Source organism: Roseibium sp. RP-7 (assembly GCF_053005225.1).
This window is the reverse complement of record NZ_JBRKQA010000001.1, coordinates 617897-638500: the sequence shown is the minus strand read 5'-3', so window position 1 is coordinate 638500 and position 20604 is coordinate 617897. Positions and strand designations below refer to the sequence as shown.

Here is a 20604-nt window from a genome sequence, read left to right as displayed (position 1 = left end):
GATGCATTCTGCAACGAATACTGAGCCACAACACCGTCTCACAGCTTCAAAGACCGTGTTTTTGCTTATCTGAAACACCTGCAGACAAATTGGATTGCTGCGGCCTGAAGCAGAAAAATCCGTTCGCCGGCTAGCATTTGCCAACCAGGGGCAAATTGCTCACTTCAAAGTGATGACCCATAAAGGTAGTCGAACGCCAACAGGTCTTCGGCCAGGCGCGATTCGACCCGGCAGCCAAAGCCCATCAGGACAAGACCTCAACGAATGAGGTCGAACCAATAAGTAGAGGAATAGACCTGAAGACCGGCAATCGCGATTGCGATGCCATAGGGAATGCCGCTTTTGCTGTCATGCAGACGAGCGAACCATTCCTGCCTATAAAGCACGGACGGCACCACCGCATTCTGCCGTAAGGCCAAAAGCCCCAGCGTCAGGAACATGCCGTAGACAGCAACAAAGAGAACGAACATCAGCAGTTCGTGCGAAAAGCCAATCCAGAGCGCAATGGCACTGATGAACTTGACGTCGCCTCCGCCCATCCATCCGAAGGCGAAGAACAGGAAACACGGGGCAAAGACAACCGCAAATGCGAGAGCATGCATCCCCCAGGCTTGCAACGGCAAGCCTGTCGCGACCGCCAGAATGGCAAACCCAGCGATCAGCAGCAGGGAAACCCGGTTCTGGATAGTCATTGTCAGCAGATCGGATGCGCCGCCAAAGGCGACCAGCATCGGAAAAATGACGAGAATTGCGGCCTGAACCATGGAACATTCGTCTCGTTGAAAACCTGATGCCTCAAGGCTAGGGGGCAGAGGTTAACATTTCGCGGAAATACGGCCCGGCAGAACAAAAAACGGGCGGAAAAACCGCCCGTTCTTGTTCAACCTGTTTGGCAGCTTGAGCCGCCAGACGACGCTTAGGAAGCGATGTCGGTAGCTGCAACGCCGAGCTGCGTCTGAATGCGGGTGAAGATCGCGCTCAGGGACGTACCGGTTGCTGCCAGTGCGCCGATGATGACGATGGACAGCAGGCCAGCGATGAGGCCGTATTCGATTGCAGTTGCGCCAGATTCGTCTTTTACGAAACGGTTGATAAGAGATTTCATGTGTTTTGCTCCAAGTACCACTGAATTGACAGCTTCAAGTCCGTCGGATCTTTTGTGTCCGATTGGACATAGGCTCACCCTAGGACAGAGAGCTTTCCAAGCAGTTAAATTTACCATCCCGACCAAAAAGAATGCTGGCAATTATTACTATAGTTAACAAGACGTATAAATAAAATTTCGTTAATACGATCAAAAAACTTTAATATAAACACGTATAATTCAATTTCATACAGAATTATCTACATACTCACGCGATTTGTCCAGTTTGTTTCTTAGATTTTATTTTGGGCTTGATCGGCCTTATACGCTAATTCCCCGAACTTCTATTTTTCTTCCCGCCTCTGAAATTTTACCGAGGGAGAAGAATATCCACGCACCCACGAATAAAGGCAAAACAAACGTAGAATTGTCCCTGAAAAAGCAAAAGAACATCCATTTACACTTCCTTCGCCGGGTCGTTAGCAGATCGTTCACCACGTTTGACGCATGATCTTCTATGGAAATGCACAATTGGAGTATCCATAGGCATGTTTGCGCAGCTAATCAGATGGACAAGCCTTTTCGCCGTTGCCTTTGGCGCGACCGTTGCGGTCGCACAGGACGGCCCTGTGCTTGTTACGGTCGATCGCGCCAAGGTCTTTCGGATCGAGGACGGCGCCGCAGCGGTTATTGTCGGCAACCCCTTTATCGCGGACGTCGCGATGTTCGATCAGAACACCGTCGTCATTACCGGCAAGAGCTACGGCACAACGAACCTCGTGATCCTTGATGGTGACAACAAGCCGATCGTCGACGAAGTCATTACGGTGAAGGCGTCGGATGATGACGTCGTCTCCGTATACAGGAAGGCCTCGCGGGAATCGCTGTCCTGCAATCCGGCATGCGAACCGGTCCTGCGCCTCGGGGACTCGATTGAAGCCTTCAAGGAAACCGCAGATCAGGCAAGCGCACGCAATGATTTGGCGACCAAGGCAGCCGGCGGGCAGCAGTAACGGGTCCCCTAACGGAGTAGTCACCGAATGCGCTTGTTGAAACGGCTCCTCGTCTCGAGACGGAAAAGAGGGCGTGCGTCCTTCGGCAAGAACGACAGTGGCGCTACAGCCGTCGAATTCGCACTGATCGCCCTGCCCTTCTTTACAGTCGTTTTCGGGATCATCGAGGTGGGCCTGTCCCATTTCGTCAACCGGATGGTCGACAATGCCGTGATCAATGCGTCCCGCGAAATCCGCACCGGCCAGGCACATGATGGCGGTTATGACGCTGCCACCTTCAAGACCCGGATTTGCGGCAACCTGCCGGACTTTCTCTGTTCACTGGATCGCCTGGTGGTCGACGTCGACAAGGTCGATGCCTTTGCCTTGGCCAAATCCGCCGGCGAAAGTCTTTACGATGAAGACGGCAACCTGAAGGAAGAGTCCAACTACGAAGACGCCGGTGCGGGCGAGATCGTCGTGGTCAACGTCATCTACAGGTGGCCGATGATCACGTCGCTTCTGTCGCTCAACCTCGCCGATCATGGCAGCGAACGCTATCTCACCTCTACATTGGTGTTTCGAAATGAACCCTGGAACTAAGATGCCTCGTCATTTCGGCCACTTCCGGCGCCGGCTTGCCGGCCTGAGGAGCTTCCACGCCGACAAGCGTGCCGTGTCCGCAATCGAGTTTTCGATGATCCTGCCTTTTCTGCTGATCCTGCTGATCGGCATGGAAGAGGTCACGGGCACCTTGAACTATGACCGGAAGGTCAGCCGCATAGCCAACTCGGTCGCCGACCTTGTGGCCCAGGCGCAAACCATTACCCCTGCCGACCTGAGCGCCATGATGGCTCTGGGTGGCAAGATCCTGGATCCTTATCCGGATACCAATCTGGAAACGATTGTCGCCAGTGTAACCTTCGACGAGGACGGTGATCCCGCTGTCGACTGGAGCTATTCGTCCAAAGGCGGCAGCCCGTGGGCGGAAGGGTCGACACCGCCGATCGAACTGCCTGCCACGGTGGCCGCAGCGAACACTTCCATCGTCGTGACGCAGACCAACCTGAACTATGTGCCGACGTTCTCCGGGCTTTTTACCGAGTATTTTTCCCGGGCATCCTCGATCGACCTGAGCGATACCTATTATCTGCGCCCGCGATTGACCGATACCGTCAAGTGTCCGGCCTGCTGAAGATAAACGCCGAACGTCTTGGAAACGGGAACTGCAGCGCCAGAACCTGTCTGTTTCGCGTTACGTGATCCCGTTTCAATCGGCCGGACACGCGCCTACGCTAACTCCCGTATTTGTAACGTCGCACATTCCGGCTAATCTGCTCCGGAATGCTGCGTCGCAATATGCACTTTTAAGTATGGGATTTTTGAACCGATGGCGACAAACAAGACTTACGATCAGATCAAGGTCGGCGATACCGCAGAAATCGTCCGCGAATGCTCCTCCAACGACCTTCTGGTTTTCGCGCACGCTTCCGGCAATCACAATCCGATACATCTTCCCGACACGGACTGGACCGGCGATGGCCTGGTCGACAAACCGGTCGCACCGGCCATGTGGGTCGGGGGGCTTGCCTCCGCGGTGCTCGGCAACATCCTTCCCGGACCCGGCACGATCTACAAGGCGCAGTCGTTCCGCTTTCTGAGCGGAGCTGCGGTCGGCGACAAACTGCATGTCAGGGTCACGGCAACCGAAAAACGTCCGGACAACATTGTCCTGTTCGACATGTCGGTAACACGGGGAGACGGTACCCGCCTTGTTGAAGGCGTTGCCGAAGTCGCCGCACCGACAGAGCTTATCGAATTCGATTCCAGCGACATTCCAGCGATCCTGGTGCAGCGTCACCGGCACTTCAACCGGATGATCGAACTGGCAAAGACACTGCCTGCCTTGCCGACCGCGGTGGCTGCACCGGACGATCCCAACTCGCTGGAAGGTGCCTTGATGGCCGCCCGCGAGGGGTTGATCATGCCGATTCTGATTGGCGCGAAGAGCCGGATTGAAGCTGCGGCCAAAGAACTTGATGAAGATCTCGGTCCGTATGAGCTGATCGATATCGAAGATGAAATGGAAGCGGCCGGCCGTGCCGTTGCCCTGGTCCATGAAGGCCGGGTCAAGGCCGTGATGAAGGGTCACCTTCACACCGACCATCTTCTGCACCACGTGGTCAAACGCGATGGCGGGCTCAGAACCAAACGGCGTATCAGCCATGTCTTTGTGATGGACATCCCGGGCCGCAAGACCCCGGTCCTGATTTCGGATGCTGCAATCAACATCACGCCCGACCTCAATACCAAGGTCGACATCACCCAGAACGCCATTGACGCCGCCCTGTCTCTCGGCCTGGAAATGCCGCGCGTCGGGGTCCTGTCCGCCATCGAAACCGTAAACCCGGCGATCCCGTCCAGTCTCGATGCGGCGGTTCTTTCCAAGATGGCCGAACGTGGACAGATCACCGGTGCGATCGTCGACGGTCCCCTGGCAATGGACAATGCGGTCGATGTGCAGGCAGCCCGGACCAAGGGCATCACCTCGCTGGTTGCCGGACATGCAGAGGTCCTGATCGTACCGAACCTGGAATCGGGCAACATGCTCGCGAAGGAATTGACCTTTATCGCTCACGCGGAAGCGGCCGGGCTTGTGATCGGAGCGAAGGTCCCCATCATGCTGACGAGCAGAGCCGACGACAGCCGGGCCCGCCTCGCCTCCTGTGCCCTCGCCCTGCTCTACATGCACTGGCAGGCAACCGGCAATCCGGCAGGTATCCTCGACCGGGACGGCGAGTGACCATGGACCCGGTCATTCTTGTCCTTAATTCGGGCTCATCCTCGATCAAGTTCACCCTCTATTCGGGTGACACCGTTCAACTCAAGGGGCAGATTTCCGGACTGGGTGCCCAGCCGCATATCTCCCTTGCCTCACGGGTTTCCCGCACAAGGGTGGACCGGCAACTGTCCGCGGACGAAGGCAGAAGCCACGGGGCTTCGCTCGCAGCACTCCTGCCGGTTCTGGAACAGGAACTTGGTGGACGCAGCGTCGATGCAGTAGGTCATCGGGTCGTCCACGGCGGTGTCACCCACACCGAACCGGTTCGCCTGACGGCTGAGATCCTTGAGGACCTAAAGGCGCTCGAACCGCTTGCGCCCCTGCATCAGCCGCATAATCTGGCAGGGATCACCGCAGCCAGGGAAGCCTTTCCTGAGGCCATGCAGGTCGCCTGTTTCGATACCGCCTTCCATCGCAGTCACCCTTGGGTCAACGATACCTTTGCCCTGCCCCGGCCTCTCTATGACGAAGGTGTACGCCGCTACGGCTTTCACGGCCTGTCCTACGAGTACATATGCTCCTATCTGAAGCAGGCTCATCCTGAAATCTATACAGGCCGGTTAGTCGTCGCCCACCTCGGCAACGGCGCCTCCATGTGCGCTATTCGAGAAGGCCAGAGCATCGGCTCGACGATGGGTTTCACCGCGCTTGACGGCTTGCCGATGGGCACGCGCTGCGGCCAGCTCGATCCGGGCGTGGTGCTGTATCTGCTGACGACAAAGGGCATGAGCCCCGATGCGGTCTCCGATCTGCTGTACAAGCAGTCCGGGCTCAAGGGGCTTTCCGGCATCAGCCAGGACATGCGCACCTTGACGCAGAGCGACGATCCGAAAGCCGCCGAAGCCATCGATTATTTCGTCTTCCGCATCCGGCGGGAACTCGGAGGCATGGCCGCCGTTCTGAGCGGTCTCGACACCGTGGTCTTTACCGGTGGGATCGGCGAGAACGCTGCCCTGGTCCGTGAGAAGGTCTGTGCCGGTCAGGAATGGCTCGGTCTTGAAATCGACCCGGTCAGGAACGAGGCAGGAGCAGAGACGATCTCCACCGATACCTCCAGCATCAATGTACTGGTCATTCCGACCGACGAAGAGGCAATGATCCGGCGCCACACCGAACGGCTTCTGGGCAGCGCCGCCGCTGGTGCCTGACGATCGTTCAACCGCTGCAGGGTTCCTTCAGCGGCCTGCTGGATCCAGCAGCGTGGCGTAATCGTCCTCGTAGGTGCGCAGCACCGGCCGGTAGTCGGCATGCACCACAGGCTCGAAACCGCCCGGCAGGTCCGGTTCTATGGCCAGATAGGCGTCGGGTGCTTCCCGGCGCATGTCCATCAACCCGGCCCTGAGACGCCGTTTCAACGCGTCAGGTAAATCCTTGCGCACACTGTGAGCGGAATAGGGGATCGGCGGCGAGCGCCAGATGATTTCCAGATCCTTGAAACCGCGCTCTCCCGAAACATAAAAGTCATTGAGTGTTCCGGCCGTATAGCCATTCTTTGCCTCCCCCGCCAATGACGACCAGCCAAGGGTCGCATCGACCCGGCCGTCCAGAACGGCGCGGAGGCCCTCAACAGGGTCCTTCACCTCAACAAGAGCGGTGAAATGCGCGCGCGCGTCGACACCGTCAGCCGCCAGATTGGCGAGCGGAACACGATAACCGGTCACGGAGTCGGTACCACCGACAGCAAGGCGCTTCCCCTTGAGGTCTGCCAGGGTTCCCTGCTCTGCGCCGCGCTTCGCGATCAGAAGGGCATAAAAGCGCGCCGGAAAATCATCCGGAGCGGCGGTGACCAACGGCTCAACGCAACTGCAGAGCTGATGCACGGCAGCATAAGCAGATGGTGAAAGGCGAGCATAGTCGATCTTTCCGGAAGCAAGCGCCTCAACAGCATCGGCCATGGTATCCATCAGAAAGAGGTCAACCGGCAGGTCGGCAATTTCCTCAAGCGCTAGGCGGAAAGGCTCCACCCGGTCGCGGGCCCCTTCATCTGCCGCCACGACTACACCGAGGCGCAGCCGATCGGGCAGGGGTTCCGGATCCTGTGCGCTGGCGGTGGCAGCGGTGAGAAAGACTGCCGCGAGAATGGGGGCCAGCCAGCGGAACAGGAGATTTACAAGTGCCATATTGCCGACATAACCTTCTGATGAAACTTGCAAAATTTTATCTCGCCTTTTGAACAACTTCCGCCAGAAAGCCGGATCGCCCACATGAACGATGCTATCACGACCGTCGTCTTCGATATAGGGAATGTCCTGATCGAATGGAATCCCGAATATCTCTATCGCGAGCTCATTCCCGATGACGATGCACGCGAAGACTTCCTGACGACGGTCTGCACAATGGAGTGGAACCTGCAGCAGGATCTTGGCCGACCCTGGGTGGAAGCCGTTGATGTTCTGTCCCGCCAGCATCCGGACAAGGCCGAGCTTATTGCCGCCTACAGCGAACGTTGGCACGACATGGTGCCCGGCGAAATTCCCGGTACGCCTGACATGCTTGCAGAGCTCAAGGCTCAGGGGACGCCCCTTTATGCAATTACCAATTTTTCAGAAGACAAGTTTGTCCAGGCCCAGGAACGGTTTCCGTTTCTGAAGACCAGCTTCCGCGACATCGTCGTCTCCGGCGCTGAAAAGGAAATCAAGCCCGGCCTGCGCATCTACGAAATCCTGCTGGAGCGAAACGGACTGACCGCCGCGCAATGCCTCTTCATCGATGACAGCGAGCGCAATGTCGAGGCTGCCAGAGAAGCCGGCATGTCAGCCCATCACTTCAAGGGGGCTGAGGGTCTGCGCGCGGAACTGAAACAGCTTGGTCTGCTGAACGGGTAATTGCCACGAGGAAGAGACCAATATTTGGGAGGCGGCAAGGCCTCCTCTCAGGATCCGTCGCACTCAAGTCCCGGCGAAGAGGTCTTACCCCTCGAAGCCTTCAAGCACATTGACGCAATTGGTGCCCAGTGCGTCGACCGCATAGCCGCCTTCCATCAGGAAGATGGTCGGAACGCCGACCTTGGCGAGCCTCTGGCCAAGCCGGATGTAGTCTTCACTCTTGAACTTGAAGCCGGAGATCGGATCGTTCTCGTAGCAATCCATGCCAAGCGAGACGATCAACGCTTCTGGCTTGTACACCAGCAGCCAACGGCAGGCTTCCTCGAGTGCCGGTGTGTAGCTGTCCCAATCGGTGCCGAGCGGCAAAGGCCAGTTACGGGTGAACCCGGTACCGGCATGTTCACCGGTCTCGTCGGCAAACCCAAGAAAATAGGGATATTCGTGTTTAGGGTCGGCATGGATCGACAGGAACAGGATGTCCGGCCGGTCATAGAACAGCGCCTGGGTGCCATTGCCATGGTGGTAGTCGACATCCAGGATTGCGATACGATGCAGTCCGTAGTCCCGAAGATACTGCGCCGCGACAGCAGCGTTGTTGAAAAAGCAGTATCCACCGAAGAAGTCATAGCCCGCGTGGTGTCCTGGTGGCCGGCAAAGCGCGAAAGCCGATTTCTCGCCATCGAGAAGCAGGCGGGCTGCAGTCAGGGCCGTGTCGGCTGACGCCCGCGCCGCCTTGTAGGTGTTTTCGCCGAGCGGCGTACCGGCATCCATCGAGTACCGTCCGAGCAGGCCGTCGATATGTTCGACCTGAACATCCTGACGCAGGCTGCGGATAGGCCAGACGAAGGGAAAGGCTTCCCGCGACCGCCCTGCGGCTGTCCATTTTTCCCAGAAGCTTTCCAGAAACGAAACGTATTCGGGGGCGTGCACCCGGTGCAGCGGACGGACGGGGAATTCCTCCGGCGCAACGATTTCACCGACATTGCGCTCCCGCACGGTCTTGAGCACGATTTCGGCGCGGCTCGGGATCTCGACAGCAGGCTTCAGTTCGCCGTCTGATATTTCCTGCGCCGGTGCATGCGCGAGCTGGGTGTTTGAAAAAACCGTCTTCACGAGTTGCCCCCAAGTCCCCTGTTGTCTCACACAGCAGCGCTAATGTAACCCATTTCAGGAAAAACGGAATTCCGTAACATGAGTATAAGTCTCTGAGGGCTGTAACAAAACCGGTGTGAACCCGTCGTGATTGACGCTGTCCGGCCATCGCTGCGCTTCAAGGCACAGCCCGGCATGGGCCCCATAGTGCCTGCCGTCCAGCCCGGGAACCGTCACCGAGATCCGCTGCGCATCATAAAGCTGCAGGCCGGGTTCGCTCGTCCAGACTTCCATGCGGCGATTGCCGGAACTGTCTTCGAGGGCAGCAGCGAATTCCACGCCCTCGCGTGGTGCATCCGCAAGGCAGAAGTTGTGATCGAAGACCACGTTCTCCTCACCCGCCTTACGCCGCAGTTTGCGCCCGTCGCGGAAGTCGTATGGCGTCCAGGCCACGTTGCGGATCTCGCCGGTCGGGATCAGCGCCTCGTCCACGGGCAGATAGGTCTCGGCAGCGATTTCCAGCGTATGGTCCAGAATATTGCTGCTGCCATCCAGATTGAAATAGGCGTGCTGAGTGAGATTGACCGGCGTCGTCTTGTCGGTGGTTGCGGTGATTTTCAGACGCAGCGCACCGGTGCCGGTCAACGTATAGCGGGCAAGCACCTCCACCCGGCCCGGATACCCCATGTCGCCGTCTTCGGAGACAAGCTTCAGCAGGACACTGGCCTTGTCGTGCTGCTCTATCTGCCAGACCCTGCTGGAGAAGCCGAGCGAGCCACCGTGAAGGTGGTTGATACCCCGTTCGTTCTGGTCGAGTTGGTAGGTGACCCCGTCTATCGTCATCTGGCCACCGCCGATCCGGTTGGCACAGCGCCCGGCAATCACGCCAAAATAGGGCGAATGATCCAGATAGCTCTGGAGATCGTCAAAGCCCAGCACCACCGTCTCACCATCGACCTTGAGGTCGCGGATAATCGCTCCAAGAGTGAGAATGGAGGCAGCCAGAGACCCTTTTGCCAGCGTAATTTCCTGGACAACGGTCCCGTCTGGCAGAACCCCAAATTCCTTGATCATGAAAGTCTCCGGCGAGAAGGCGGCAGGATGCGCAAAAGGCGGCGGAACTATCCGCCGCCTTTCGTCAATCGGTCAAGTGGTCAGAGCGTCTGGTTGTAGTCGCCCACTTCCGAGTTCTCGCGCAGGACGCCGTCGACAGCCTTGAACATGGCGTGGAGCCGGTCTTCCGAAACCGGGCTCTCGACCACGACCACCAGCTCCGGTTTGTTGGAGGAGGCACGCACAAGACCCCAGGTTCCGTCTTCACTGACGACGCGAACGCCGTTGACGGTGATCAGGTCGGTGATCGACTGCCCGGCAACCGTTTCGCCCTTGGCTTTCATATCCTGGAAACGGGCGACAACCCGGTCGACGACGTCGTACTTGATTTCGTCGTCGCACTTGGGAGCCATGGTTGGCGACCCCCAGGTCTTGGGAAGATCCCGGCGCAGGTCTGCCATCGTCTTGTCCGGGTTACGGTCAAGCATGTCGAGGATGGCAATGGCCGAAACGAGGCCGTCATCATAGCCGCGGCCAATCGGTTTGTTGAAGAAATAGTGGCCGGATTTCTCGAACCCGACCATGGCATTCAGTTCGGTGACACGGCGCTTGATATAGGAATGACCGGTCTTGAAATAGTCGGTCTTGGCGCCGTTGGCCTTCAGCACCGGATCCGTGTGGAACAGGCCGGTAGATTTTACATCGACCACGAACTGAGCACCGGGATGAAGCGCGGAGATATCGCGCGCAAGCATCACGCCGACCTTGTCGGCGAAGATTTCCTCGCCTTCATTGTCGACGACACCGCAGCGATCGCCGTCGCCATCGAAACCAAGTCCGACGTCCGCACCGACTTCCAGAACCTTGTCACGAAGCGCGTGGAGCATCTTCATGTCTTCCGGGTTCGGGTTGTAGCGCGGGAAGGTGTGATCCAGCTCGGCATCAAGCGGGATGACTTCGGCGCCGATCGCCTCCAGGATCTTCGGCGCGAAGGCGCCGGCAGTGCCGTTGCCGCATGCCGCAACCACCTTGATCGGGCGCTTCAGCTTGGCCCGGTCGGTGAGATCCTTGAAATAGACATCCGGGAAACCGTCGACGAAGCGGTAGCTGCCGCCGCCCTTCAGGTCGAAGGCCGCTTCCAGAACGATGTCCTTCAGCCGGCCCATTTCATCGGGACCAAAGGTCAGCGGACGGTCGATGCCCATCTTGACGCCGGTCCAGCCGTTGTCGTTGTGCGACGCCGTAATCATGGCGACCGCCGGAACATCGAGCGCGAACTGCGCGAAATAGGCCATCGGCGACAAGGCCAGGCCAATGTCGTGCACGTTGATGCCAGCCGCCAGAAGGCCGTTGATCACCGCCATCTTGATGGAGGAGGAATAACCCCGGAAATCATGACCCACCACGATGTCCGGGCGCACGCCACGTTCGTGAATGAGCGTGCCGATGCCCATACCGAGCGCCTGCATGCCCATCAGATTGATTTCCTTTTCGAAAAGCCAACGCGCATCGTATTCACGGAAACCCGTGGGCTTCACCATTGGAAAGGATTCATATTCAAAAGTGTTCGGAACCAATTTCGGACGCGGTTTCGGAAACATCAATGCCTCTCAAAGCAAGGAAGAAGAACGGAACTGGGTAATTACCTAAACACGGTATGACAATTCACTGCACCAGTACAAGCGTGCCATCGGAGATGTCAAACCGCTTCATTTGGTTGAGAACGGACATGCCGAGCAGGGGTTCCCCGAGGCTTTGATCTTTCAACACAAGTGTGTCGACATTGCGTAGCCGGATCTTTCCAATGCGCAAATTGTCAATGGTCGCCCTGGCGCCACGAACTGTGCCGTTTGCCGTCTGGATTGCGTATTTGTAGTCGGCCGAATTCAGGAAGATGCCGATGCTCTCGGCAAGCGATTCCGGCAAAACGGTGACGGTTGCACCGGTGTCGACCAGCATGTCCACCGCACGGCCGTTCAGATAGGCATCCGCCACGAAATGCCCCTGCCTGTTGGCCGATATTCGGTGGCTTCGCTCGCCGGCCTCGTCCACGTCCTGATCTTCGGCAACCGGGTCGCTGCTCACCAGCACTTCAAGCCTGCTTTCCAGCAGATACGCCGCAAGCGGAACGATTGCCATGCAGGCCAGAAAGATGATGACAAAGCGCGACATGCAGGGTCTCGACGTTGCGTGAACCCCCTGATTATCACGGTTTCCTTAGCGGCCTGTAAAACAGCATCAGGCAATCGTGTCGGCCAGCCGGGCAATGTCCTCCAGATGCGGTGCACTGGACTGGGCCCCTGTCACGGTGCAGGCAAGCGCACCGGCGGCGGCACCTTCCTTCAAGGCACGTTCGAAGGACGTCTTGCGATCGAGAGCGGCAGCCAGGGCGCCGCAAAAGGCATCGCCCGCACCGGTCGTATCCACCGCGTTGACGGCAGGAGAAGCGAAGCGATAGCGGGCGGTTGGCGTGCGAGCGAGAACACCGTCCGCACCAAGGGTGACGATGACGTTCCGGCCACCTTCCGCCAACTTCAGCGCGAATGTTTCCGTGTCACCGGCAATGCCGAGACGACCTCCGATCTCTGCTGCCTCGCTCACATTGACCACAATCGCACCGGCAACATCCAGACAGGCACTCAGGTCACCCTCAGGCACAGGAGCCGGGTTCCAGATGACCGTGCCTGCCGCATCCCGGGCAAGCCTGGCACCTTCGATCACCTCAACCAGAGGCACCTCTCCCTGAACGAGCAGTGTCTGACCAGGCCCAAAACCGCCTTCCAGCCAGGAGGCTTCGACACGCGCATTGGTGCCGCTGGCGACGATGATCTGGTTTTCCCCTGCCGGATCGATACCGATCAGGGCAAGGCCAGTCGACCCGGCCATGGTGCGAACGCCTGAAAGATCGACGCCGGCTTCGCGCAGATTAAGCAGCGCGAGTTCGGCAAAGCTGTCCTGTCCGACCGCGCCGATGAAACGAACGTCGGCCCCTGCCCGCCTGGCAGCCAGCGCCTGGTTGGCGCCTTTCCCACCTGGAAATGTCTGGTGATCGCGACCACTCACCGTTTCGCCGGCAGTCGGCAAGCGGGGCACGGCAACGACCAGATCCAGATTGATGGAACCAAAGACCGTAATCATGTCGCCTCCCCTTTTTTTACAAAAGGTTAGACACCGCACGCCCAAGCGCAACAAAAAAGCGCGGAAGTTTCCCTCCGCGCTTTCAGCCGTCTGTTCTGTCGGCCGGTTACTTCGTGCCGTACATACGGTCGCCGGCGTCGCCAAGGCCCGGAACGATATAGCCCTTCTCGTTCAGCTTCTCGTCGATGGAGGCGGTGTAGACCGGCACGTCCGGGTGGTTCTCGGTGAAATTCTTGACGCCCTCAGGTGCCGCGAGCAGGCAGAGGAAGCGGATGTTGTTGGCTCCGCGCTCCTTGAGCTTCTGAACCGCTGCAATCGCCGAGTTGGCGGTGGCCAGCATCGGATCGACCACGATCACCAGACGCTCGTTCAGGTCTTCCGGAGCCTTGAAGTAATACTCCACCGGCTGAAGGGTCTGCGGATCGCGGTAAAGCCCGATGTGCGCCACGCGCGCTGACGGAACCAGATCCAGCATGCCTTCCAGAAGTCCGTTGCCCGCGCGCAGAACGGAAGCGAATACCAGCTTCTTGCCGGCCAGGGTCGGCGCCTGCATTTCGGCAAGCGGCGTCTCGATGGTCTGGTAGACGAGCGGCAGGTCGCGGGTGACCTCATAGCAGAGCAGCGTGGAGATTTCCCGCAGCAAGCGCCGGAACCCCTGGGTGGACGTTCCCTTGTCGCGCATGATGCTCAGTTTGTGCTGAACCAGCGGGTGGCTGATGACAGTGGCTCCGGACATATCTGCCTCTCTTCTCAATGGGGCCATAACACCGGCCCGGTCTCATGATTTTTTATGTTCGGGACCTATGCCCCGAACGGCAACCAAAAAACAGACCCCGGGTTCATGAAGTGCCCGAGTTTTTTCGCTTCCTGCGGGTGTCCTTGCAAATAAATGCCGCCAGCCCGGCTGGTTCCGCCTTCCAGGATGCAGGTGAGCGGCAACTGATCCTGATGAACCTTGAGTTCGTGCCGCAGCAGTTCGGCAAGCCTGTCGGTCAGGGCAAGCGCCACAGCCCGGATTTCGACCATCCTGTCGCGTTCGGCCTCTGCTGACAGCACCGTGTCCGGCTCGAGAATTTTCAGGACACCGGCGTCAAGGAACAGGGCCGCGTGGGCAGGATCGGCCGGCGGCGTCAGTGCCTCCAGTCCGGAGACTTCAAACCCGGCCCAGGCAAGAGGTTCGATCAGTGAATAGACCATCTCCTGGGCAGCCTGATGGAACGGCACAACAGTTCTCTCGGAAACCGCGCCCCGCTGGTAATGCTCGAAGCTGTCGCCATAGACCATGCTTCCTTCGCTGGCACCACCGTCCCAGAGCGGACAAAGCGATTCCAGCAACCGGTCGAGCAGATCCCTTGCCGAAACCACACCATCGCTTTCCTTTGCCATCCGGACTGCAAGACGGCCGGGACGGGTCTCGTCCCCTTCCCCGAAAAGGTCCGGCCGCAGGGCAAGCGCTTCACCGAAGCGTTTCAGATGGCGCTGCATCGCCTCGAGCAGGTCGTCATCTTCCCTCGCGTCCCAATGCAGGCCTTCTGCGAGTTCCATCCGGTCCATCTGCACAAGCGTCTGCGCATCGACGCGGTAGGGATCGGTCATTTCACCGGAAAAGGAACCTGCCGCGAACATGTGAAAGGCGGCCAGTGCCGAAGCCTCCTGACCGGTTGCCTTGGTGTCCGTCATCCGGTCTTCAAAGACCCAGCCCTCAGGATGACGGGTTTTCATGTAGGTACCCAGGATGGCAAGGTCGGCTGCAGCGGCAAGCATTTCTTCGGCGGTTTCAAACCCGCGCGCATTCGCCAGCGCACCCCAGCGGTCGAAGCCGCCGGCCTCGTAATTCCGCCAGATGCCGTAGGGTGGAATGTGAAAATCCGGATAATTTTCCCGGGTTGTTTCAAGCACCGTGGCAAGGGCTGTTTCGAGCCGGTCCGGAACCGCTTCGACATGGGCGAGTTTGCCATCTGTGGCGAGCTTCAAAAGCTCATAGGCTTTTTCCCGAACATGTTGCGGCCGGAACAGGGACAAGGCTGGTTGGGTATCGGTCATGGAGATCGCCGGATCTGGAAAGGATTGTGTGAAAAGACGCTGCCCTCGCCTATCTGCCCACCATAACCTTGTCAAACCGGTTCGTCATTGGTCATCATCTGTGTGATTTGAACCCAAGCCTTTCAACCACCCCACACCGGAAGTTTCATGTCTGCCGTTGTCTCAATCGCCGCCCTTCTCGTCGGATCCGGACTGCTTTTGCTCGCCGGCGGCCTTCACGGCCTCCTGTTGCCGCTTGCCGGTCTCGCCAACGGCTTTTCCGATGCCTCGCTCGGTCTGCTCGGCACCGGCTGGGCAGTCGGATATGTCAGCGGCTGTCTGGCCGTGCCGGTCATCGTGAAGCGTGTGGGCCATGTGCGGGCCTTCGGGGCGCTTGCCTCGCTGGCGGGCATCTCGGTTCTGCTGAACCTCCTGTTCATGGATGCCGCTGTCTGGATCGTGCTGCGGGCGATCACCGGCTTCTGCTTTTCCGGCGCTGCCATGATCGTGGAAAGCTGGCTGAACGAACGCTCGACCAGCGAAACGCGCGGGCGGATCTTCGGCATCTATACGATGATCAACCTGGGGGCGACGACCGCCGGACAGATGTTGCTGACGCTTGGCGATCCGACCGGCTTCTTCTTCTTCGTTCTCGGTTCGATCATCTACTCGCTATCACTGCTGCCGACAGCGCTGTCCACCGCCGCATCGCCCCAGCCCCTGACACAGGCGCGGCTGGACCCGAAAAAACTCTGGCGCAATTCACCGATCGCAGTGGTCGCGGTTTTCATGGTCGGCATTTCAAACGGGTCCTTCGGCACCTTGGGTGCGGTTTATGGACTTCGCATCGGACTGGACGTACCGGAGATTGCCATCATGATGAGTTTAGCGCTTTTGGCCGGCGCAGTGGTGCAGATCCCGGTCGGCATGCTGTCCGACAGGCTTGACCGGCGCCTTGTGCTGGTCGGTCTCGCCGTAACCGCCATGAGTTTCGGGTCCAGTCTGTCATTCTTCGGCGGCACCGATCCGACCCTCACGGTTCTTCTGATCGCAGGTTTCGGCGGCGTGGTCTATTCCATGTATCCGGTGATCGTCGCCCACGCGAGCGACCACGCAGAGCCAGGTGACTTTCTCAGGATCAGCGGCGGTCTTCTGCTTATCTTCGGGGCGGGTACAATGCTTGGACCGTTGCTCGCTTCGGGCTTGATGACCTTCACTTATCCGGGCGCACTCTTCCAGGTGACGGCGGCAGCACATCTTTCCATGATGCTCTTTGCCCTCTGGCGCATGCGTCAGCGTGCTTCGCTGCCACAGGAAGACAAGTCCGATTTCGTGATGGCAGTCTCGACCGCGCAGATTACGACCCCGGAAACGGTAAGCCTCGATCCGCGCACGGAAGTGGACGAGACCGGCGGGGAAATCTGAGGGGGCTTGACGCCATTACCTTCGGCATTCATCGCCCTTCTCCCCTCATCCTGAGGAGCCGCTTCAGCGGCGTCTTGCAGGATGGGCCGCTTGTTCCGGAGTATGCCGCCCATCCTTCGAGACGGACCTGTCGGTCCTCCTCAGGATGAGGTTTTGGGGATGAGAGGGCGAGAGGCCAGAAAGCTCACTAGAATTCTCGCTGAACCGAGCCAATGCAAAGCAGCCGCGCCTATGGCCGGCGTAATTCCGGACAAGCGCAGCAAAGCTGTACGCCGGTCCGGAAACCAGACATCAGCGTGAGCGAAGCGACCTCGCCTGAAACAAATCTGGCGTGTATTCAGCGTGCGGCGCATCCGGCATGTTGCAGAAGACCTGCCTCAACCCGTCGGCGCCTGCTTTGCGCTTTCCAGTCGTACAAGGAGCCTTTTGCGTGTGGGCTCATCACAGAAGGCGGCTTCGATGGCAGTGCGGGTGACTTCCATCTGATCATCGAAACTCCATCCGAAGGTTTCGGTGACCGATGAATATTCCTTGCCGAGCGTGGTGCCGAAAAAGGGCGGATCGTCGGAGTTGAGCGTGATCTTCACGCCCTCCTTGCGCAGCATGTTGACCGGGTGGAAGCGCAGGTGAGTGTAGACGCCCAGAGCGATGTTCGACCCGGGGCAGACCTCCAGCACGATCTCCTCGTCGACAAGGCGCTTGACCAGATCCTTGTCCTCGATCGCCCGCACTCCGTGGCCGAGACGTTTCACACGCAGGAATTCGAGTGCCGCGGTCACACTGTCCGGACCGCCGAACTCGCCCGCATGGGCTGTCGTGCCCAGCCCTGCATCCGCCGCCATGCGGAAGGCCTTCGCGAAATTGGCCGGGTGGCCGGAGCGTTCGTCCCCGGCCAGACCGAAGCCCGTGACCAGAGGATGCGGATTGCCGATCACTTCCTTGATGACCCGTTCGACGGAGGCCGAACCGAAATGGCGTACGCCGATCGCGATCATCCGGCCTTCGATGGCGGTGTCTGTCTTGGCGCGCTCGATCCCGGCAGCCAGTCCCTCGACATAGGAGCGGTAGGACAGGCCGGCGGCCTGAGCGTGGTCTGGCGAGATGAAGATCTCGCCATAAATTGCCCCTTCCGCCGCCAGCATGCGGAAATAGGTTTCTGCAAGCAGGGCGTAGTCCGCCGGTGTCCGGAACACCGAACTTGCAACGTCATAGGCTTTCAGGAAGGTGGTGAAGTCGGACCAGATGTATTTGCCGTTACCGTCGAGGACGGCCGAAACATCCTCGCCGCGCTTGTCGGCAAGGCGCTTGACCAGGGTCGGTGGCGCGGCGCCTTCGATATGACAATGCAATTCCGCCTTCGGTACCGTGATGGCGTCGCTCATGTCCCGCGGGTCCTCATTCGAGTGTGTGGCGGGCCGGTTCTCCGTCTTTCCGCAGAAAGGACGGACGAGTGGCCCGCGGTTATTGTGCCCGATTCACCGGATTGCCGGAATGCGGATGCGGTTACAGAAAACTCGTGCCGTTCGGACCGACCGCGATGCCCAGATGATCGGCGATACTTTCACCGATATCGGCATAGGTCTTGCGACCACCGACGCTTCTGCCTTCGAGACCCGGACCGGTTGCGATCACCGGGACATGTTCGCGGGTGTGGTCCGTGCCACGCCAGGTCGGATCGCAGCCGTGATCGGCCGTCAGGATCAGGAGATCACCGTCCGTCATCCTGGCAATCATTTCCGGCAAGCGGCGGTCGAAATGCTCAAGCGCGGCTGCATATCCCGGAACATCCCGGCGGTGACCGTAGAGGGAGTCGAAATCGATGAAATTGGCGAAGATCAGGTCGCCATCGGCAGCCTGGTCCATGGCCTCCAGCGTCTTGTCGAACAGCTGGTCATTGCCTGCGCCCTTCAGCACCCTGGCAACGCCCTGATGCGCGAAGATGTCGGATATCTTGCCGACGCCATAGACCGTGCGCCCTGCCTCGGTCAGACGGTCGAGCAAGGTCGGTTCCGGCGGCAGTACCGAATAGTCACGCCGGTTGGCGGTGCGCTGGAAAGTGTCCGAAGTTTCGCCGACGAAGGGTCGCGCGATCACCCGGCCGATGTTGTAGGGATCGGCAAATTCACGCGCGATCTCGCAAAGTTCGTACAGCTTCTCCAAACCATAGTGTTCTTCGTGGGCGGCGATCTGGATGACGGAATCCGCCGACGTATAGAAAATCGGCTTGCCCGTGCGAATGTGCTCTTCGCCAAGTTCGGCAATGATCACCGTGCCGGAAGCGTGTTTGTCACCCAGGATGCCGTTGAGGCCTGCCTTCTCGCTGATCTTTGCAATCAGCTCTTCCGGGAAGGTCGGGATCGTTTCCGGAAAATAGCCCCAGTCGAAGCGCACGGGCACACCCGCGATTTCCCAATGGCCGGACGGCGTGTCCTTGCCGTTGGAAACTTCGGCAGCATAGCCCCACAGGCCTACCGGCTCGCCATCGAAATCCAGGCCCGGCACGTCCTTGCCGGTGGACAGACGCCCTGCCGCGCCCAGGCCGAGCCGGTCCATGTTGGGAACGTTCAAGGGGCCGGAGCGCAGACCGTCCTTGTCGCCCTCACCGGCTGCACAACGCGCCGCGATGTGGCCCAAAGTGTCGGCCCCGGCATCACCAAAGGCTTCCGCATCCGCGGCACCGCCGATACCGAAACTGTCCAGAACGCACAGAATTGCACGAGGCATGGACATCTCCTCAAATTTATCATTGCCGGCCGGTTCAGCCGGAGAGGTTCCGGGCGACCATTCGCCCGGCACGCATTTTCCCGGTCAGGGCGCGATGCGCTCGACGACGCTCGGCCTGTCGATGACATCAGCTGCGGAGCCGATGGTGTAGGCTTTGCGCACCGCGACGGCTGCTTCTTCGGCCTCTGCCTCGGTTCTGGCATGGACAATCGCCAAGGGCGCATCCGCGTCTACGGTGTTGCCGACACCGGCAAGGCTGGTCAGGCCGACGGACGGATCGATCACGTCTGCCGCCGCCCGGCGTCCACCGCCAAGAGCGACGACCGCGACGCCTACTGCCCGGGCATCCACACTCGTAATGACGCCGTCATGTTCGGCATAGACCGGCGCTTCCACCGACGCCTTGGCCAGATAAAGTTCCGCCTTTTCCATGAAGTCGGCAGGTCCGCCAAGCGCATGAACCATCTGGGCGAACTTCTCAGCCGCCTTGCCGCTCTGAAACGCTTCACGCATCATGCCGGCACCGGCCTCTGCATCAGCGGCAATGCCACCCGAGGCAAGCAGTTCGCCGCCTTGTGCCACGGTGACATCCCAAAGGCGGTTGTCGATTGCCGTGCCTTTCAGGAAGTCGACGGCGTTCTGCATTTCAACCGCGTTGCCGGCGGCAGACGCCAGCGGCTCGTTCATGTCGGTCAGGAGAGCCGTCGTTTTCAAACCCGCCCCGTTCGCGACCAGCACCAGGCTTTCGGCAAGCGCACGAGCATCTTCAAGTGTTGCCATGAAAGCGCCCGTGCCCCACTTCACGTCCAGCACCAGTCCCTGCAGACCGGCTGCCAGCTTCTTGGACAGGATCGACGCGGTGATCAGGTCGATGCTCTCCACCGTGCCGGTCACATCGCGGATGGCATAAAAGCGCTTGTCGGCCGGAGCAAGGTTGCCGGTCTGGCCGATGACAGCACACCCGATTTCCTTGACCACCTTCTTGAAAAGCAGATTGTCCGGTTGCGTCTGATAGCCCGGGATGCTGTCGAACTTGTCCAGCGTGCCGCCCGTGTGACCCAGGCCACGACCGGAGATCATCGGTACGGCGGCACCACAGGCGGCAAGCGCCGGCGCCAGCATCAAGGAGACGTTGTCGCCAACGCCGCCGGTGGAATGCTTGTCCAGGATCGGCGCGTCGATGCCCGACCAGTCCATGACATCGCCACTGTCGCGCATGGCGAGCGTCAGAGCCACACGTTCGTCGACGGTCAGCCCCTTGAAGAAGACAGCCATGGCGAGCGCGGCCACCTGGCCTTCCGTGACCGAGCCGTCTGCCAGGCCCTTGACGAAGAACTGGATCTCCGCCGCGTCCAGCGTTCCACCGTCGCGCTTCTTTCTGATGAGTTCTTGCGGCAGCATTTGTTG

Annotated in this window: 20 protein-coding genes; 7 read left to right on the top strand and 13 right to left on the bottom strand. The window is 59.4% G+C overall.

What is annotated here, in order from left to right; translation table 11 throughout:
* Positions 1-257: 257 nt before the first annotated feature.
* A complete protein-coding gene (locus tag ACVDG9_RS02885; RefSeq protein ID WP_022999752.1) occupies positions 258-764 on the bottom strand; it encodes an A24 family peptidase in 507 nt (168 codons plus the stop codon).
* Between the two features lie 152 nt (positions 765-916).
* Positions 917-1105, bottom strand: coding sequence for a Flp family type IVb pilin (locus tag ACVDG9_RS02880; RefSeq protein WP_022999751.1), 189 nt, complete (start codon positions 1103-1105; stop codon positions 917-919).
* A gap of 527 nt (positions 1106-1632) precedes the next feature.
* Between ACVDG9_RS02880 and ACVDG9_RS02875 the strand changes: the two genes are divergently transcribed.
* The 5 genes from ACVDG9_RS02875 to ACVDG9_RS02855 all read left to right on the top strand — a co-directional run bounded on the left by ACVDG9_RS02875 (position 1633) and on the right by ACVDG9_RS02855 (position 6066).
* Positions 1633-2097, top strand: coding sequence for a pilus assembly protein N-terminal domain-containing protein (locus ACVDG9_RS02875; protein WP_055657461.1), 465 nt, complete (start codon positions 1633-1635; stop codon positions 2095-2097).
* A gap of 27 nt (positions 2098-2124) precedes the next feature.
* Positions 2125-2679 (top strand): TadE/TadG family type IV pilus assembly protein, encoded by a 555-nt coding sequence (locus ACVDG9_RS02870; protein WP_031268901.1) that lies wholly within the window; start codon positions 2125-2127, stop codon positions 2677-2679.
* A gap of 1 nt (position 2680) precedes the next feature.
* A complete protein-coding gene (locus ACVDG9_RS02865; RefSeq protein WP_022999748.1) occupies positions 2681-3271 on the top strand; it encodes a hypothetical protein in 591 nt (196 codons plus the stop codon).
* Positions 3272-3466: 195 nt separating this feature from the next.
* Positions 3467-4879 carry a bifunctional enoyl-CoA hydratase/phosphate acetyltransferase gene (locus ACVDG9_RS02860; protein WP_022999747.1) on the top strand — a complete coding sequence of 471 codons (1413 nt, stop codon included), beginning with the start codon at positions 3467-3469 and terminating at the stop codon, positions 4877-4879.
* Between the two features lie 2 nt (positions 4880-4881).
* Complete coding sequence (locus ACVDG9_RS02855; protein ID WP_447238278.1) at positions 4882-6066, top strand: acetate/propionate family kinase; 1185 nt, start codon at positions 4882-4884, stop codon at positions 6064-6066.
* A gap of 27 nt (positions 6067-6093) precedes the next feature.
* Here ACVDG9_RS02855 and phnD read toward each other — a convergent pair whose 3' ends face one another.
* Positions 6094-7038 (bottom strand): phosphate/phosphite/phosphonate ABC transporter substrate-binding protein, encoded by a 945-nt coding sequence (phnD, locus tag ACVDG9_RS02850; protein WP_447237258.1) that lies wholly within the window; start codon positions 7036-7038, stop codon positions 6094-6096.
* Positions 7039-7122: 84 nt separating this feature from the next.
* Between phnD and ACVDG9_RS02845 the strand changes: the two genes are divergently transcribed.
* Positions 7123-7743: an HAD family hydrolase gene (locus tag ACVDG9_RS02845; protein ID WP_447237257.1), complete on the top strand. Its 621-nt coding sequence runs from the start codon at positions 7123-7125 to the stop codon at positions 7741-7743.
* A gap of 84 nt (positions 7744-7827) precedes the next feature.
* On the opposite strand, the gene ACVDG9_RS02840 is transcribed toward ACVDG9_RS02845, so the two are convergent.
* The 7 genes from ACVDG9_RS02840 to ACVDG9_RS02810 form a co-directional block, all read right to left on the bottom strand.
* A complete protein-coding gene (locus ACVDG9_RS02840; RefSeq protein WP_022999743.1) occupies positions 7828-8856 on the bottom strand; it encodes a histone deacetylase family protein in 1029 nt (342 codons plus the stop codon).
* Between the two features lie 54 nt (positions 8857-8910).
* A complete protein-coding gene (locus ACVDG9_RS02835; RefSeq protein WP_447237256.1) occupies positions 8911-9909 on the bottom strand; it encodes an aldose epimerase family protein in 999 nt (332 codons plus the stop codon).
* An 80-nt stretch (positions 9910-9989) separates the two neighbouring features.
* Positions 9990-11489, bottom strand: a complete 1500-nt coding sequence (locus ACVDG9_RS02830) for a phosphomannomutase/phosphoglucomutase (RefSeq protein WP_031268898.1) — start codon at positions 11487-11489, stop codon at positions 9990-9992.
* A 64-nt stretch (positions 11490-11553) separates the two neighbouring features.
* Positions 11554-12060, bottom strand: coding sequence for a retropepsin-like aspartic protease family protein (locus tag ACVDG9_RS02825; RefSeq protein ID WP_209170526.1), 507 nt, complete (start codon positions 12058-12060; stop codon positions 11554-11556).
* A 66-nt stretch (positions 12061-12126) separates the two neighbouring features.
* Complete coding sequence (locus ACVDG9_RS02820; RefSeq protein ID WP_447237255.1) at positions 12127-13026, bottom strand: ribokinase; 900 nt, start codon at positions 13024-13026, stop codon at positions 12127-12129.
* 106 nt (positions 13027-13132) lie between these two features.
* Positions 13133-13762, bottom strand: coding sequence for a uracil phosphoribosyltransferase (gene upp / locus ACVDG9_RS02815; protein ID WP_022999737.1), 630 nt, complete (start codon positions 13760-13762; stop codon positions 13133-13135).
* A gap of 65 nt (positions 13763-13827) precedes the next feature.
* Positions 13828-15069: a DUF1688 family protein gene (locus tag ACVDG9_RS02810; RefSeq protein WP_447237254.1), complete on the bottom strand. Its 1242-nt coding sequence runs from the start codon at positions 15067-15069 to the stop codon at positions 13828-13830.
* Between the two features lie 147 nt (positions 15070-15216).
* On the opposite strand from ACVDG9_RS02810, the gene ACVDG9_RS02805 reads away from it, so the two are divergent.
* A complete protein-coding gene (locus ACVDG9_RS02805; protein ID WP_022999735.1) occupies positions 15217-16473 on the top strand; it encodes an MFS transporter in 1257 nt (418 codons plus the stop codon).
* 377 nt (positions 16474-16850) lie between these two features.
* Here ACVDG9_RS02805 and ACVDG9_RS02800 read toward each other — a convergent pair whose 3' ends face one another.
* The 3 genes from ACVDG9_RS02800 to deoA all read right to left on the bottom strand — a co-directional run bounded on the left by ACVDG9_RS02800 (position 16851) and on the right by deoA (position 20598).
* Positions 16851-17855 (bottom strand): adenosine deaminase, encoded by a 1005-nt coding sequence (locus tag ACVDG9_RS02800; RefSeq protein WP_022999734.1) that lies wholly within the window; start codon positions 17853-17855, stop codon positions 16851-16853.
* Positions 17856-17976: 121 nt separating this feature from the next.
* Positions 17977-19197, bottom strand: a complete 1221-nt coding sequence (locus ACVDG9_RS02795) for a phosphopentomutase (protein ID WP_055659335.1) — start codon at positions 19195-19197, stop codon at positions 17977-17979.
* Positions 19198-19281: 84 nt separating this feature from the next.
* Positions 19282-20598 carry a thymidine phosphorylase gene (deoA, locus tag ACVDG9_RS02790; protein ID WP_447237253.1) on the bottom strand — a complete coding sequence of 439 codons (1317 nt, stop codon included), beginning with the start codon at positions 20596-20598 and terminating at the stop codon, positions 19282-19284.
* Positions 20599-20604: the final 6 nt, after the last annotated feature.